11 protein-coding genes are annotated in these 15864 nt (G+C 41.0%); 7 read left to right on the top strand and 4 right to left on the bottom strand.

Going from position 1 to position 15864, the window contains the following annotated elements; all coding sequences use genetic code 11:
- Positions 1-115 precede the first annotated feature (115 nt).
- A complete protein-coding gene (locus AQ505_RS22470; protein WP_062550239.1) occupies positions 116-2017 on the top strand; it encodes a class II glutamine amidotransferase in 1902 nt (633 codons plus the stop codon).
- A gap of 58 nt (positions 2018-2075) precedes the next feature.
- Here AQ505_RS22470 and AQ505_RS22465 read toward each other — a convergent pair whose 3' ends face one another.
- Complete coding sequence (locus AQ505_RS22465; RefSeq protein ID WP_062550238.1) at positions 2076-2702, bottom strand: LysE family translocator; 627 nt, start codon at positions 2700-2702, stop codon at positions 2076-2078.
- Positions 2703-2900: 198 nt separating this feature from the next.
- On the opposite strand from AQ505_RS22465, the gene AQ505_RS22460 reads away from it, so the two are divergent.
- The 5 genes from AQ505_RS22460 (at position 2901) to AQ505_RS22440 (ending at position 8962) form a co-directional block, all read left to right on the top strand.
- On the top strand, positions 2901-4508 hold the full coding sequence (locus tag AQ505_RS22460) for an MFS transporter (protein WP_062550237.1): 1608 nt from the start codon (positions 2901-2903) through the stop codon (positions 4506-4508).
- Positions 4509-4569: 61 nt separating this feature from the next.
- Positions 4570-5034 carry a deoxycytidylate deaminase gene (locus AQ505_RS22455; RefSeq protein WP_062550236.1) on the top strand — a complete coding sequence of 155 codons (465 nt, stop codon included), beginning with the start codon at positions 4570-4572 and terminating at the stop codon, positions 5032-5034.
- A 43-nt stretch (positions 5035-5077) separates the two neighbouring features.
- On the top strand, positions 5078-6610 hold the full coding sequence (guaA, locus tag AQ505_RS22450) for a glutamine-hydrolyzing GMP synthase (RefSeq protein ID WP_062550235.1): 1533 nt from the start codon (positions 5078-5080) through the stop codon (positions 6608-6610).
- A complete protein-coding gene (locus AQ505_RS22445) occupies positions 6567-7796 on the top strand; it encodes an ABC transporter substrate-binding protein (RefSeq protein WP_062550234.1) in 1230 nt (409 codons plus the stop codon). The genes guaA and AQ505_RS22445 overlap by 44 nt, the downstream gene beginning before the upstream one ends.
- Positions 7793-8962 (top strand): RNA methyltransferase, encoded by a 1170-nt coding sequence (locus tag AQ505_RS22440; RefSeq protein WP_062550233.1) that lies wholly within the window; start codon positions 7793-7795, stop codon positions 8960-8962. The genes AQ505_RS22445 and AQ505_RS22440 overlap by 4 nt, the downstream gene beginning before the upstream one ends.
- A gap of 153 nt (positions 8963-9115) precedes the next feature.
- On the opposite strand, the gene AQ505_RS22435 is transcribed toward AQ505_RS22440, so the two are convergent.
- The 3 genes from AQ505_RS22435 to AQ505_RS22425 form a co-directional block, all read right to left on the bottom strand.
- Positions 9116-9682 carry a MarC family protein gene (locus AQ505_RS22435; RefSeq protein ID WP_062550232.1) on the bottom strand — a complete coding sequence of 189 codons (567 nt, stop codon included), beginning with the start codon at positions 9680-9682 and terminating at the stop codon, positions 9116-9118.
- A 139-nt stretch (positions 9683-9821) separates the two neighbouring features.
- Positions 9822-11522: an amino acid permease gene (locus AQ505_RS22430; protein WP_062550231.1), complete on the bottom strand. Its 1701-nt coding sequence runs from the start codon at positions 11520-11522 to the stop codon at positions 9822-9824.
- A 133-nt stretch (positions 11523-11655) separates the two neighbouring features.
- The gene (locus tag AQ505_RS22425; RefSeq protein ID WP_062550230.1) at positions 11656-13956 is read right to left on the bottom strand and encodes a sodium-translocating pyrophosphatase; all 2301 of its coding nucleotides are present in this window, start codon (positions 13954-13956) and stop codon (positions 11656-11658) included.
- Positions 13957-14349: 393 nt separating this feature from the next.
- Between AQ505_RS22425 and AQ505_RS22420 the strand changes: the two genes are divergently transcribed.
- Positions 14350-15813, top strand: a complete 1464-nt coding sequence (locus AQ505_RS22420) for an APC family permease (protein ID WP_062550229.1) — start codon at positions 14350-14352, stop codon at positions 15811-15813.
- Positions 15814-15864: the final 51 nt, after the last annotated feature.

The raw sequence follows: 15864 nt of genomic DNA, 5'->3' as shown, positions 1-15864 counted from the left end.
TGCTAAACGCTTTAAACGGTATTTGATTAAGTGATTATAATCTTAATGAAAGATTGTATTTCTTTCTAGGTTCTGAGAATTATTAACGGTAAATTTGCGGCTCAAATCACACACAATGAGCGACTCGATCAAGCACGAATGCGGTATTGCCTTTATCCGCCTTTTAAAACCTCTCTCATACTACCAGGAAAAATACGGTACCACCCTTTATGGCCTTAATAAGCTTTACCTTTTAATGGAAAAGCAACACAACCGTGGACAAGATGGCGCCGGTATTGCAACCATTAAACTTGATGTTAAACCAGGTCACCGCTACATCAGCAGGTACCGGTCTATGGCTCAAAATGCTGTTGCGGATATTTTTGGATATGTACAAAGTAAATTTGTAGACATTCAGAATGAAACGCCAGAGCTGATGCAAGATGCAGAATGGTTGAAAACTAATGTTAGTTTTATTGGAGAAGTTCTACTAGGTCACCTTAGATACGGTACCCATGGTCAGAATAGTATTGAAAACTGTCACCCTTTCCTACGTCAAAACAACTGGATGACCCGTAATCTAGTGATTGCTGGTAACTTCAACATGACGAATGTGGAAGAGTTATTAGAGCAATTATATGAGCTTGGACAGCACCCGAAAGAAAAAGCGGATACAGTAACTGTACTTGAAAAAATCGGTCATTTTCTGGACGATGAGAATCAGGAGCTTTTTGATGCTTATAAAAAAGAAGGATTAGATAACGTTGAAATTACACACAAGATCTCTGAAGGTTTAGATATCGCTAAAATCTTACGCCGTTCTGCAAAGAACTGGGATGGTGGCTATGCGATCTCTGGTATCGTGGGTAATGGTGATGCTTTTATCTTACGTGACCCTTCAGGAATTCGTCCGGCATTCTATTATGCAGATGATGAAATTGTAGTCGCTGCTTCTGAAAGACCAGCCATTCAAACTGCTTTCAATATTCCATTTAAAGATGTAAAAGAAATTCAACCTGGACATGCTTTGATCGTTAAGAAAAACGGTAAAGTAACAGAGGAAATTTTTAGAGAGCCTCAGGAAAAAAGAGCATGTTCATTTGAGCGCATTTACTTTTCGAGAGGTTCTGATGCAGAAATCTATAAAGAAAGAAAACATTTAGGCGCATTGTTATGTGATCAGATTCTGAAAGCAGTAAGTGCAGACCTAAAAAATACGGTATTCTCTTTTATCCCTAATACAGCTGAAGTTTCTTTCTACGGAATGGTAGAAGGCTTACATGGTTATATCAGAGGCGTACAAAAAGATACTTTACTGAATCGTAAAGAACAACTGAACGATGAAGAACTGAATGAATTGCTATCCATGAGTCCAAGAGTGGAAAAACTGGCGATTAAGGATGTGAAACTAAGAACATTCATCACTCAGGATGCCGATAGAAGTGATATGGTTGCCCATGTTTATGACACTACTTATGGAGTGATCAAGAATGGTACGGATACTTTAGTGGCCATTGATGATTCGATCGTTCGTGGAACTACGCTGAAACAAAGTATCATTAAGATCATCGACAGGTTGCATCCTAAGAAAATCATTATTGTTTCCTCTGCTCCGCAAATCCGTTACCCGGATTGCTATGGTATCGATATGTCTAAAATGGGACAGTTCGTTGCTTTTGAAGCGGCTATTCAGTTGTTGAAAGCACGTGGTATGGAACACATCATCGAAGAAGTTTATCAGAAATGTAAAGCTTCATTGCTGCTGCCAAAAGAAGAGATTGTAAACCATGTGAAAGACATTTACAGACCTTTTACTCAAGAAGAGATCTCTGCACAAATCACGAAAATTATCACTCCTGAAAACATCAATGCAGAAGTAGAAGTGATCTATCAGACTTTGGACAATTTACACGTGGCTTGTCCTAATCACACTGGCGACTGGTATTTCTCAGGAAACTACCCAACACCTGGTGGTAACAAAGTTGTGATTAAAGCTTTCGTAAACTGGAAAGAAGGAAACAATCAAAGAGCTTATTAATACGACACTTTAATAAAATATACATCCCCGTCTGGTTTAAGCCTGACGGGGATTTTTTTTATTTAAAATGTTTCAGGAAGACTTCAATAAATAAGCGGATGGCAAAGATGATGATCACCGCGCCGGCAACCCTGTTCAGGTTCTGTATAGTCTTCTCTTTGATGCGGTACCTCAGCTTAGCCGCATAATAAGTCTTTAGGCCATCTACGGTCAGCTGTGTAGCCATAGCCACAATAAAGAACACTACTTTTTCTGCCATGGTTAAGTGCAGCTGCACCGAGATGATGCCGCCTACCATAATCCAGAACATCAAGGTAGTAGGAGATAAGAGGCACATTAAAAAGCCTTTAAGGATGTAACCGCGTTTCTTAATCTTCGCAATCTCTCCCACATCATAACTTACTTTTACCTTGTTAAATAGGTAATACAAACCAATACCAAATAAAAAGAGGCCTCCAACGATGCCTATATATTGAAAATACTCCGACTTATAATCTACAAATTGTGCACTGAAAATGGTCAGGGTGATAAAGATAATGTCACTAAAAATCACACCTACCGCAAGAGAAAACCCAGCTTTGAAGCCTTTCTCAATGCTCGTTTTAATCATGGAAAAGAACACAGGCCCCGTTAAAAACGAAAATAATATACCTGCACCTACCCCCTGTAATATTGCTTCAAACATTCACCTAACTTCTAAAATTATGCTAATATGCGATTTTAAGAATAAAATCACCCTTATTATTTTAATAGATCTCCCATCGTACCCCGGCGATCTTTCCCTAAAAACAGTAATACGATTTATCACTGTGTAAACATTACACTTTAGCAAACAGTTTTTTTTATTTATGTTTAGCGCACCAAAATAAGTTAATACGGTTATATGGAACAACAATCAAAAAAAAATTACGGCACCGCTTTGTACACAATTATTACTGTGTTCTTTTTCTGGGGCTTTGTTGCTGCTTCAAATGGTATTTTTATACCATTCTGTAAAGCGCACTTTAATCTAACTCAGTTTGAGTCTCAGCTTATTGACTTCACATTTTACGGCGGATACTTTATTGGATCACTGTTGCTGTACTTCGCTTCTCAAGCCAGTAAAGTAGATATTTTAAATAAAATCGGTTACAAGAAGGGAATTATCGCCGGTTTAGTGATCTCTGCAGTAGGCGCATTGATCATGATCCCTGCTGTTCATTCCGGATCTTTTATCTTTATCTTATTCACATTTTTCGTGATTGCCCTGGGATTCTCCCTTCAGCAAACTGCAGCTAACCCTTTTGTCGTGGCTTTAGGTGCACCTGAAAGTGGAACTCACCGTTTAAACCTTGCCGGTGGTATCAATAACCTTGGTGGTTTAATGGGACCAGTGATCGTGAGTGTGGTTTTATTCGGTACCGCAAATGATGCTGTTCCGAAAGCAGTAGAAATTAGTTCTATCAATAACCTGTACCTGATTCTTGCAGGTCTATTCATCGCAGTGGCGATCTTCTTCGCGCTGTCTAAATTGCCAGAAGTAACCAGTAATGAGAAAGTAGAGGCCAGTCCTAAACCTAACGGTCCGCTAGTAGTGATGATCCTTGGTTTCTTAATGGTAGCTGCTGCAGGTCCTTTAGCGAATGCTACCGGTATCTCTGCTTCAGTATTTGTATACTCTTCACTGGCCATCATTCTTGGTGCCTTGCTGTTCGCTTACACCGTTAAGAAAGACAATCCTGAAAAATGGGGCGCAATGCAATACCCGCAATTGGTATTGGGCATGCTGGCAATCTTCATGTATGTAGGTACAGAGGTAACCATTCAAAGTAACCTTGGTGCCTTGTTGAACTTAAAAGAATTTGGTGGTTTAGCAGAATCTGAGATCAAACAATACATCTCCTTATACTGGGGAAGTATGATGATCGGACGTTGGACAGGTGCAATCTCGGCCTTTAAAATGTCTAAAACGATGAGAAATATCCTGACGGTAATCGTTCCTTTCGTTGCTTTTGGGGTGATCTTAGTAGTGAACCACTTTACAGGAACTGATGTAGGTAACTTATATGTATATGGCATTTGTATCGCAGTAATGATTGTTGCTTTTTACCTTGGACAGGAGAAACCAGCCAAAACATTGGCGATCTTCGGTACTTTAGGTGCGATTTCTATGCTGATCGGTTTATTAACTACTGGTCATATCGCGATCTTTGCTTTCGTAAGTGGTGGATTGTGCTGCTCGATCATGTGGCCTTCTATCTTCGCATTGTCGATCACCGGACTGAACAAATACACCAGTCAGGGGTCTTCATTCTTAATCATGATGATTTTGGGTGGTGCGATTATTCCGCCAATTCAAGGTGAACTTGCTGATACCATTGGTATCCACAGTTCTTATATTGTTCCGGCAATCGGGTTTGCTTACCTGATCTTCTTTGCCTGGAGAGTAAGTGCTGTACTGAAAAGTCAGGGCATTAATGTAGAAAATATTGAGGCCGAAGGAGGTCACTAATTATATTTAACAGCAAAGCTTCCCATTGATTCGATGGGAAGCTTTTTTATTTATACCTAATATGAGTAAAAAGAGTTTCGATCATATTTATATGAATCTGGCAGTGGATCTTGCTGCACGTTCCCATTGTGTAAGGGCACATGTAGGTGCAGTACTTACAAAAGATACCAGGATCATTTCTATCGGTTATAACGGACCACCGCCAGAAACACACAACTGTGATGAAGAATGGCCGGAAACAGGCTGCGACAGGGATTCCCGCGGCAGCTGCTCTCTAGCCCTGCATGCAGAAGAGAATGCCATTTTATATGCTTCAAAGAATGGTTCTAAGATTGAAGGCGCCACCTTATACACCACACTTTCCCCTTGTATTGCCTGTGCGAGGTTAATTTTATCTTCCGGAATCAGGAAGGTTTTATACCTCGATTCTTATGCTGAATACAAAGGATTACCCAGTGATGAAGGTGTAGATTTTCTGCGAAGATTCGGTGTGGAGGTAAATAAGTATCAAATCGAGGTTAATTGACATTCTGTCTTGTACCAGCAGGTAAGTTTTCTTAACTTTGGCCATGCTAGAAAAAATCATTATTCTCGATTTTGGTTCCCAATACACGCAGCTAATTGCCCGCAGGGTACGCGAACTAAATGTGTATTGCGAAATTCATCCCTTCAACAATATTCCTGAAATCACATCAGACGTAAAAGGTATTATATTTTCAGGAAGTCCGTTCTCGGTGCGTCAAGCAGATGCTCCACAGATTGACCTGACTAAATTCCACCTTAAATTCCCAGTATTGGGCGTTTGTTATGGTGCGCAATATATGGCGCAGCAGCTTGGTGGTGAAGTTCAGGCTTCATCAACTCGTGAATACGGCAGGGCTAACCTGAATTTCGTTGCTAGCGGAAATAAATTATTTAAAAACATCAACCTGGATTCTCAAGTGTGGATGTCTCATGGAGATACCATCACAAAGATCCCTGAAAACTTTGAACTGATTGCAAGTACTGACAGCGTAAAAGTTGCGGCTTACCAGATTAAAGATAGCGAAACGTATGCGATTCAGTTCCACCCGGAAGTGACACACAGCACGGACGGAAAGCAATTGCTGGAAAACTTTTTAGTAGATATCTGTGGATGTCATCAGGAATGGACTTCCGAAGCTTTTGTAGAAACGATCATTGCAGATTTAAAAGAAACTATTGGTGACGATAAAGTAGTACTTGGCCTTTCAGGTGGGGTAGACTCTAGTGTTGCTGCTGTATTATTACACAAAGCAATCGGTACCAATTTACACTGTATTTTTGTCGACAACGGATTACTTCGTAAAGACGAATACGAAAGTGTATTAGAACAATACAAACACCTTGGTTTAAACATAAAAGGGGTGGATGCTAAAGATCGTTTCCTAAGCCAACTGGCTGGTGTAACTGATCCTGAGTTGAAGCGTAAAGCAATCGGACGTGTATTTATCGAAGTATTCGATACAGAAGCACACCTGGTAGAAGATGTAAAATGGCTGGCACAAGGTACAATCTACCCAGACGTAATCGAGTCAATCTCTGTAAATGGAGGCCCTTCAGCAACGATTAAATCTCACCATAACGTAGGCGGATTGCCTGACTTTATGAAACTGAAAGTAGTAGAGCCTTTGAAAACTTTATTTAAAGATGAAGTAAGAAGAGTCGGTACTTCATTAGGTTTAGAGCATTTCATTATTGGCCGTCATCCTTTCCCTGGACCGGGACTAGCCATTAGAATTCTTGGTGAGGTGACTCCAGAGAAGGTAGCTATTCTTCAGGAAGCAGATGCGATTTATATCAATAACTTAAAAGAAGCAGGTCTGTATGATAAAGTATGGCAAGCAGGAGCAATCTTCCTTCCAGTACAGTCTGTAGGCGTAATGGGTGATGAACGTACCTACGAAAATGCCATCTGCCTTCGTGCAGTGGAATCTGTAGATGGTATGACTGCCGATTGGTGTCATTTACCGTATAACGTACTCGCCAAAATTTCTAATGAAATTATTAACAAAGTAAAAGGAATAAACCGCGTAGTATATGATATCAGTTCAAAACCACCCGCTACAATTGAGTGGGAATAAGTATTGGCTGATCATTTGTATTGCTTTCTTATTTTCGGCCTGTTCGCCGAAAATAAGAAAGCCTGCAAATAAAACCCCAGAAGGCCAGGGCAAAGTTAAAGAAGTAGAAAAACCTGTAGAGCGGTTTACACAGGCTAATATTTCCTTACTGATCCCATTCCGCCTAAATGAAATTAACCTGAGAACGGCCACCAAAGCCGAGGTCGATAAATCGGCAATGGCCATCGACTTTTACCAGGGTTTCAAAATGGGAATAGACTCAGCAGCAAGTTTGGGATTAAACTTCAAAGTGAATGTCTTTGATACCCGTGACTCTAATGCGCAGATCGATGCGCTGATTAATAAAGGGACTTTAACGTATACAAATCTCGTAGTTGGTCCGGTATTTCCTCAGGGAATTAAGCACCTGATGCCTTATTCTATTGCCAGAAATATTCCGGTCATCTCTCCATTGGCAGCTACTCATCCGGAAGAGTTTAACAATCCCAATCTGATTTCGGTGGTCAATAATATTGACCTTCATGCCGCCAAAATTGTGAATTATGTAGCTAAAAATTATGCGCCGGAAAACACGATAGTGGTGTTGATCAATCCAAAAACAAGCAGCGATGAAGTGCTGGGAGGACCATTACGCGAATATTTTAAAGCCAGTAAAAAGGTCTTTCTGGTACAGGAGTATCCCTCGGTATTTAGTATGGAAACCAAGATGCAAAAGGGTAAGCAATATGTAGTCATTGTTACTTCATCCGATCGTAAATTTGTGGTTCCTACCCTAGATAGACTAGTTAAAATAAAGAATAAAGGGTATGATTTGAACTTATTCGGTCACCCGGACTGGATCAAACAGAATTATAATGTCGATAAATTACAGGCTTTAAATACCAGTATCACGGCTTCATACCATGTCAATTACCGAAGCGCAGCAACGGTTCAGTTCGTTAAAAAATATAGAGAAGCTTTCAAGTTTGAGCCTTCTGAATATTCTTTTAAAGGCTTTGATATCGGGTTTTATTTCGGTAAATTATTTGCTGAGCATGGTGCCAATTATTTGAAGTACCTGACCAAAGAAAAGTATGAAGGCTTACACAATTCCTTCGACTTTCGTCATGATGAAAAACTGGGTTATATCAATACCAGTTTAATGCTTTTACGCTATAAGAATTTTGCCATAAACGTTGTAGAATGAGAATAGAACACCAGATCCGGGCATTTGAGCAGATTTTTAAAAGCTACGATGGGCTGCTGCCTTTACATCGGTTTTTACACCTCTATTTCAAACAGAATAAAAAAATGGGCTCTTCAGACAGAAGATGGTCCAGCCGTTATATCTATAGTTTTTTCAGATTAGGAAAAGCCCTGATGAAAGAACCCCAGGTGCAGCGTCTGGCAATTGCCGATTTTTTATGTAATCATACCCATAGTTTAGTCGTAGATACCTATTTGTCTGAATTTGCTGATCAAATTGAATTGCCGCTTAAAGCTAAGCTGGCGCTGATCCAGTCGGTATTTCCAGCTTTTAACCTGGAGGATGTTTTTTCTTTCCACCAGAATCTAAGTGCGGAGGTGGAACAAGGGGATTTCTTTGAATCTTTCTTTACACAGCCTGATTTGTTTTTAAGGATCACCAAAGGACATCTGAAAGCTTTACTATCCGATTTACAGGCGCATGAAGTGCCGGTAAAAGAACTGAGCGAAACCACATTGGCCCTGCCAAATGGGACAAAACTCGAAAATATATTCCCCAATCAGAAGTTTTACCAGGTGCAGGATCTGTCTTCTCAAAAGACAGGTTTGTTCTTTGAACCTAAAGCTTATGACCGCTGGTGGGATTGTTGTGCCGCCTCAGGGGGCAAATCCTTGCTGCTGCACGATTTAGAACCTAGCGTTCAGCTCGTGGTAAGTGATGTGAGAGAAACAAGCTTAAACAACCTCGATGATCGTTTTCATGAAGCAGGGATTAAGAAGTATCAAAAGAAAGTATTAGACCTGCTGCAAAATAACGATCAGGACTTGCATGATTATGTGTTTGATGGCATTGTACTCGATGCCCCTTGTTCAGGATCGGGTACCTGGGGACGTACACCGGAAATGCTGTACTACTTTGATGCCCATAAAATCACCATGTATAACCGTTTACAGAAAGGGATCGCAAGCAATGTGGTCAAATACCTGAAGGTAGGAAAACCATTGATTTACATTACCTGCTCAGTTTTTAAACAGGAAAATGAAGAAGTAGTCCGCTTTCTGGAAGAAATGCTTCCGCTGAAACTGGAGAAAATGGAAGTAGTTAAAGGGTATAAAGATGCGGCGGATACCATGTTTGTAGCCCGATTGATTAAAACAGAAGCTTAGTTCTGGAAGTAGAAATCCGGGAAGCAATAAGAAAGTTAATCCTGAGTTTTAAAGAACTGCGAATGTTCAGAAAAATAATCAGGTTGATCTAAAATAGAATGGCCTCAGAATTATTGAAATTCTGAGGCCATTTTTTATATAGAAATTGGCGGATTATAAGCCCGTATTGTTTCTGAATAGCTTAATGGCAATGGCCAGTAAGATCACTCCGAATGCCTTTCTCAATACGTTCAAGCCGGCTTTACCAAGTAAACGCTCTAAACGATTGGTGTTTTTCAATACAAAATAAACAAACATCATGTTGATCAGGATACCGGCAATAATGTTTTGCGTGGCATATTCTGTCTTTAAGGATAATAACGTAGTCATGGTTCCGGCTCCTGCAATTAAAGGGAAGGCAAGGGGTACAATCGACACGGTTTCTGGCACATCTTCGTTGAAGATGGTCAGTCCAAGTACCATTTCCATTGCAATCACAAAGATCACAAATGAACCTGCAATCGCAAAGGATTCTACATCCAGGCCGATTACTTTTAATAATGTTTCTCCCGCAAAAAGAAAGATAATCATCAATGCTGTAGCTACAATAGTTGCTTTTTCAGATTGTATATGACCGGCTTTTTTTCTTAGTTCGATCACCACCGGGATGGCACCCAGAATATCAATAATCGCGAACATGATCATTGAGCAAGAGAGGATTTGACTGAAATTAAATTCCATAGCAGCTGTATTTATGTTGCAAAGGTATATTATTTTGTAATAAGAAGGTGACAAGCGGAAAACAAAAAGGCCTGAATTCTATGGAAAGAACTCAGGCCTTTTTTGTTTAAAAGAGGCGCTCCTTTAGCAAAAGAAAGGCTTATACTTTAGCTTTCACGTTTTTAGACGTGGCCGCACGGTATATGTAAATGAATAAATGTACTACGGCAAATACCAGAGAGAAATAATATAATCCAGTATCTGTACCATTGGTGGTATGGTGGTGAATGATGGCCACAATAATCAGCAATACCGCAAGGGCTAAGCCGATATAAGAAACTACTTTATTACTTCTGGCTAAGGTAACCGGATTGTTGTCAGATAATAAACTGTTTTTGATCCCATAGAACAAATACACGTTTACACCGATAATCATCCATACCAATAAACGAACCCAGGTATCTAACGGAAGGAATACCATCATTCCTAAACATACCACTACTCCTAAGATCGGGATCAGCGGTACCATTGGTACTTTAAATGCTCTTGGAAGATCAGGCATGCGTTTTCTTAGGATAATGATACCGATACATACTAGAATAAAGGCGAATAAGGTACCAATACTGGTCATTTCACCTACTACTCTTGCCGGAACAAAAGCTGCAAATAAACTGACAAATACCATGAAAAGGATATTACTTTTTGCAGGTGTGCTGAACTTAGGGTGAACTTTAGAGAATACTGAAGGCAATAAACCATCTTTACTCATCGAGAAGAATACCCTGGACTGACCCAATAACATCACCAGGATCACTGAAGCGTAACCGCCAAGAATCGCCAGGATAATTGCTTTATTTAACCACGGATATGCCGGAGTAACGATTCCTGCCGCATTTTTAACACCCATATTGTCAATTGCAACCGCAACCGGTGCGATACCATCCTGACCTTTGAATAGGTCGTAGTTGGCAACACCTGTCATAACGTGTGCAAATAAGATATAAAGAACAGTACAGATGAATAGCGAAACGAGGATACCAATTGGCATATCTTTCTTCGGGTTTTTAGCTTCCTGAGCCGCAGTAGATACTGCATCAAAACCAATATAAGCAAAGAATACAATACCCGCTGCTCTAATCACACCACCCCATCCGTTTTCAAAGAAACTGGCATGACCTGGCTTGTCGGCAGGGATAAAATATGGAGAATAATTGTCTGCATTGATGTATTTCCATCCTAAGAAGATAAAGATGAATACGATCACTACTTTAACCGCTACAATCACACCGTTGATGATCGCTGATTCTTTAGTGCCTCTGATCAATACTAATGACATCAATACGATGATGAATACGGCAGGAAGGTTAAACATACCGTTAACGATGGTTCCGTCGGCAAGGGTAGCAGTATCAAATGGCGACATCACTACCTGTGCGGGCAGGTGAAGGTCGTAATATTCGAGAAACTTGACCAGGTATCGACTCCAGCTGATAGAAACTGTAGCCGCACCGACCGCATATTCCAATACCAAATCCCAGCCAATGATCCAGGCTACTAATTCGCCCATGGTGGCATAAGAATAAGTATATGCACTTCCTGCAACAGGGATCATGGAAGCAAATTCTGCGTAACATAATCCTGCAAACCCACAGCCTATTGCTGCAATAACGAAGGAAATGGTAATCGCCGGGCCGGCGTTATTGGCTGCTGCTGAACCGGTAATGGAAAATAATCCAGCACCGATAATAGCCCCAATACCCAAAGCGACCAGATTTACCGGGCCCAGGGTTCTCTTCAGTGCCCCTTCTCCGGTTTCGGAAGCTTCTTTTGTAAGTAAGTCGATCGACTTTCTAAAGTTCATAGTTTAAAGTTTAGTAAAAGGTTGTTTATAGTGGTGTTTTTGATTTGTAATCTGATTGTCAAACCTAAATAAAGATGTTTAAAAATAAAAGGGATTTTTATTCAAAATCCCTTTTATTAGTAACATCATAAGATTATCGTTTGACACTGATGGTGTCCAGCAGGTTCTTTAAGGTGTCAATTTTCTCAATTCCATTGGCATCTATGGTTTTCATCACCCGGATTTCTTTTCTAATCTCCTGACTTAATTTCATTTCAGGAACTACGCTCACAGCAATGTAAGGGGCAATTACTAAGGATACAATCGACATTAATTTGATTAAAATATTCATGGAAGGACCAGAGGTATCCTTGAAAGGATCTCCTACCGTATCACCAGTGACTGAAGCTTTATGAGGCTCAGATCCTTTATAGAATAGCTCCCCGTTAATTTTCACTCCTTTTTCGAATGACTTTTTTGCATTGTCCCATGCACCACCTGCATTACTTTGGAAAATACCCATTAAGACACCGGAAACAGTGACTCCAGCCAGCAGACCTCCTAATATTTCAGCAGAGCTTACCGCAGGAAACACGTTTTTTAATCCGAAACCAACAATGATCGGTGTCAATAAGGCAATGGCACCAGGCAGCATCATCTCACGGATGGAAGCTTTGGTAGAAATGGCGACACATTTTTCATATTCTGGTTTGGCTTTGTATTCCATGATTCCAGGAATTTCTCTGAATTGACGGCGGACTTCCTGCACCATATCCATCGCGGCTTTACCTACTGCGGCGATACACAGGGCCGAAAAGATGAAAGGAATCATCGCGCCAACAAATAATCCGGCCAGTACAGGCGCTTTGTAAATGTCGATCGCATCAATACCAGCAACGCCTACAAAGGCAGCAAATAAGGCCAATGAGGTTAATGCAGCAGAAGCAATAGCAAAACCCTTACCTGTGGCCGCGGTGGTGTTTCCTACGGCATCCAGGTTATCAGTACGTTCGCGCACCTCCGGTGGAAGCTGACTCATCTCTGCAATACCCCCTGCATTGTCTGCAATTGGGCCGAAAGCATCAATGGCAAGCTGCATAGCAGTCGTGGCCATCATACCGGCAGCAGCAATCGCTACACCATATAAACCAGCAAAAGAATAAGAGAAAATAATTCCGCCTGCCAGCACTAAAATAGGAGCAACAGTAGATTTCATCCCTACAGACAATCCGCCAATGATATTGGTGGCATGACCGGTTCCTGATTGCTGTATAATGGAATTGACCGGGCCTTTACCCATTGCGGTATAATATTCGGTAATGATGCTCATGAGCGTACCCACTACAAGACCTACTAAAATGGCGTAATAAACATCCAGATTCGTAAAATCTACGCCACGAAGGTGTAAATGAGGAGGCAGCATAAACATCACAATGAAATAACAGGCAATTGCAGTGAGGACAATAGAACTCCAGTTGCCCAGGTTCAAAGCGGTCTGCACATTGGAATCTTCACCTTTAATACGGACAAACCAGGTGCCTACTATGGAAAATAAAATCCCTAGTCCGCAGATCACCATGGGCAGTAGTACCGGAGAAAAGCCATTCAGCTGATCTATAGCCACACCATTTAATTTCTCTACTATAATTTCTTGTCCCAATACCATGGTGGCCAGGATCGTGGCTACATAAGAACCGAACAAATCGGCACCCATACCGGCAACGTCTCCGACGTTATCGCCAACGTTATCGGCAATGGTAGCAGGATTACGCACATCATCTTCTGGAATTCCTGCTTCTACTTTACCTACTAAATCAGCACCTACATCTGCAGCCTTGGTATAAATACCACCACCAACACGAGCAAATAAAGCGATAGACTCTGCCCCTAAAGAGAAGCCTGTAAGTACTTCTATCGCAGTTCTCATTTCCGTACTATTGGCTTCGATTACATTAAAGACCTTCAGGAAAACTATAAATAATCCGCCTAAACCCAGTATCGCCAATCCGGCAACACCTAAACCCATTACTGTTCCGCCGGTAAAAGATACTTTTAAAGCTTTCGATAAACTGGTTCTGGCAGCTTGTGTGGTGCGTACGTTAGCTTTAGTGGCAGCTTTCATACCGATATATCCTGCCGTTGCAGAAAACACAGCCCCAATGATAAAGGCAATGGCAATGATCCAGCTGGAGTGTAGTGCTACGCCATTTACTTCATGTACATTCCCGGAATAAGCAAGCAATGCTGCCGTAAATACCACGAAGATGCTGAGCACTCTCCATTCTGCTTTCAAAAAAGCCATGGCACCATCAGCGATATAACCCGCAAGTTCCTGCATTTTCGCATCTCCAGCATCTTGCTTGTTGACCCAGGCGCTTTTTATCGCCATGACGATAATGCCAATTAAACCCAGTAAAGGGATAAAATAAATTAGATTTTTTTGTAAGAACTCCATACTTAGTTTAAGTTTATTTGGTTGATTTTAGTTTACTGGGTATAGATTTACTCCTTGGGGTAGTTCGGAGTAGCGCGTTCACAGCTCAGATAAGTGCTACGTAAAATTAACAGTGTTCTTGTAAAAAGCAAATTTTTAATGAACTGATTGCTAAGGTTTTTTTTAGAAAAAATAATTTAATATTAGGAATGCCTTTACAGGTCAGTGGTTTTAATTTTTTTAAATATATTAGCACAAACTAACCAAACAAAATGAAAGCATCAAATTGAACCACAATTACTTCCATTAGGAAGCGGCTTGCATTTTGAAAACCAACAACCAACAAAGAGGAATTTTTTGAATAACCCAACCAGCTATTCGGTAAAAGAGAATCCCTCATTAAAAACAAACTAAATGGAAAAAGACAGTCAAGATGGCTCTTTCAAAAGAGAACTTGGATTATTAGATGGTACCATGCTGGTCGTAGGATCCATGATCGGTTCTGGTATTTTTATCGTCAGTGCGGATATCGCCAGACAAGTAGGCTCGGCAGGCTGGCTGATTGTGATCTGGCTGCTTACCGGATTGGTCACTGTGATCGCTGCAGTGAGTTATGGAGAGTTGAGTGCCATGTTTCCTAAAGCAGGCGGACAATATGTTTACCTGAAAGAAGCTTATAATAAACTGATCGCCTTTCTATATGGATGGAGTTTTTTTGCAGTCATACAAACAGGAACCATCGCCGCTGTAGGGGTCGCCTTTTCCAAATTTGCCGCCTATTTATACGAACCTTTTAGTGAAACCAATATTCTTTGGCAGCTTCAAACAGGGACTACCGCAGCTGGAGTGCCAGAGTACTTTTCCCTAAGTGCTGCACAGCTGGTTTCTATAGTAACTATCGTTTTTCTAACTTATCTGAATAGCCGTGGGGTAAAAGACAGCAAAACCTTGCAGACTTTTCTAACCATCATTAAAATATTATCACTTTTTGGCTTAATCGTCTTTGGTTTTACACTGGGAGCGAAGGCAGAAATATGGAATGCCAACTGGGCAGATGCCTGGAGCCTAAAATCAATGAATGTAGAAACAGGTTCCTGGATGACGATTGGTGGTTCCGTTCTTTTTGCAGCCATTTCCGCCTCTTTAGTGGGTTCCCTGTTTTCCAGTGATGCCTGGAATGGAGTAACTTTTATTGCCGGAGAAATTAAAAGACCGGAACGTAATGTTGGACTCAGCTTGTTTCTGGGTACTTTTATTGTCAGCGTGATTTATGTGCTGGCCAACCTGATGTACGTGGCCGTGATTCCCATGAATGACATTGCCACCGCAAAATCGGATCGGGTAGCGGTTGTTGCTGCCCAGCATATCTTTGGAAATGCCGGAACCATTATCATCGCATTGATGATTATGATCTCTACTTTCGCCTGTAACAACGGGCTGATTATGGCAGGAGCACGGGTTTATTACACGATGGCGAAGGATGGTCTTTTCTTCAAAAAGGCGGCTACACTGAATAAAGCAAGCGTACCCGCCTGGGCCCTATGGATCCAGTGTTTCTGGGCATCAGCTCTATGCCTGACTGGAAAGTACGGCGCATTGCTGGATTTTGTGATGATCATTGTGATGATTTTTTATATCCTGACCATTCTGGGTATTTTTATTTTAAGAAGAAAGATGCCCAATGCAGAACGCCCATATCGTGCCTTTGGTTATCCGGTACTGCCGATGTTATACATCATCTTTGCCACAGTCTTTTGTGTGTCCTTATTAATTACCAAAATGAGTACCTGCGGATGGGGTGTCGTAATTATGCTGGCAGGGATTCCAGTCTATTACCTCACAAAACAAAAAGAGATAACAGGTGATCCTGTAAATTAAAAGATATCTAGTATTGCTGCGGCGATAATTTGATTATTTTTGGACAATAAA

The organism is Pedobacter sp. PACM 27299 (assembly GCF_001412655.1).
Taxonomy (GTDB): Bacteria; Bacteroidota; Bacteroidia; order Sphingobacteriales; family Sphingobacteriaceae; genus Pedobacter.
This window is presented reverse-complemented; position numbering and strand designations above follow the sequence as displayed.

What these genes read in the sequence shown, in the direction of transcription:
- AQ505_RS22470 (WP_062550239.1), top strand. Translation starts at nt 116, where the DNA reads ATGAGCGACTCGATCAAGCACGAATGCGGTATTGCCTTTATCCGCCTT.
- AQ505_RS22465 (WP_062550238.1), bottom strand. Translation starts at nt 2,702, where the DNA reads ATGTTTGAAGCAATATTACAGGGGGTAGGTGCAGGTATATTATTTTCG.
- AQ505_RS22460 (WP_062550237.1), top strand. Translation starts at nt 2,901, where the DNA reads ATGGAACAACAATCAAAAAAAAATTACGGCACCGCTTTGTACACAATT.
- AQ505_RS22455 (WP_062550236.1), top strand. Translation starts at nt 4,570, where the DNA reads ATGAGTAAAAAGAGTTTCGATCATATTTATATGAATCTGGCAGTGGAT.
- guaA (WP_062550235.1), top strand. Translation starts at nt 5,078, where the DNA reads ATGCTAGAAAAAATCATTATTCTCGATTTTGGTTCCCAATACACGCAG.
- AQ505_RS22445 (WP_062550234.1), top strand. Translation starts at nt 6,567, where the DNA reads ATGATATCAGTTCAAAACCACCCGCTACAATTGAGTGGGAATAAGTAT.
- AQ505_RS22440 (WP_062550233.1), top strand. Translation starts at nt 7,793, where the DNA reads ATGAGAATAGAACACCAGATCCGGGCATTTGAGCAGATTTTTAAAAGC.
- AQ505_RS22435 (WP_062550232.1), bottom strand. Translation starts at nt 9,682, where the DNA reads ATGGAATTTAATTTCAGTCAAATCCTCTCTTGCTCAATGATCATGTTC.
- AQ505_RS22430 (WP_062550231.1), bottom strand. Translation starts at nt 11,522, where the DNA reads ATGAACTTTAGAAAGTCGATCGACTTACTTACAAAAGAAGCTTCCGAA.
- AQ505_RS22425 (WP_062550230.1), bottom strand. Translation starts at nt 13,956, where the DNA reads ATGGAGTTCTTACAAAAAAATCTAATTTATTTTATCCCTTTACTGGGT.
- AQ505_RS22420 (WP_062550229.1), top strand. Translation starts at nt 14,350, where the DNA reads ATGGAAAAAGACAGTCAAGATGGCTCTTTCAAAAGAGAACTTGGATTA.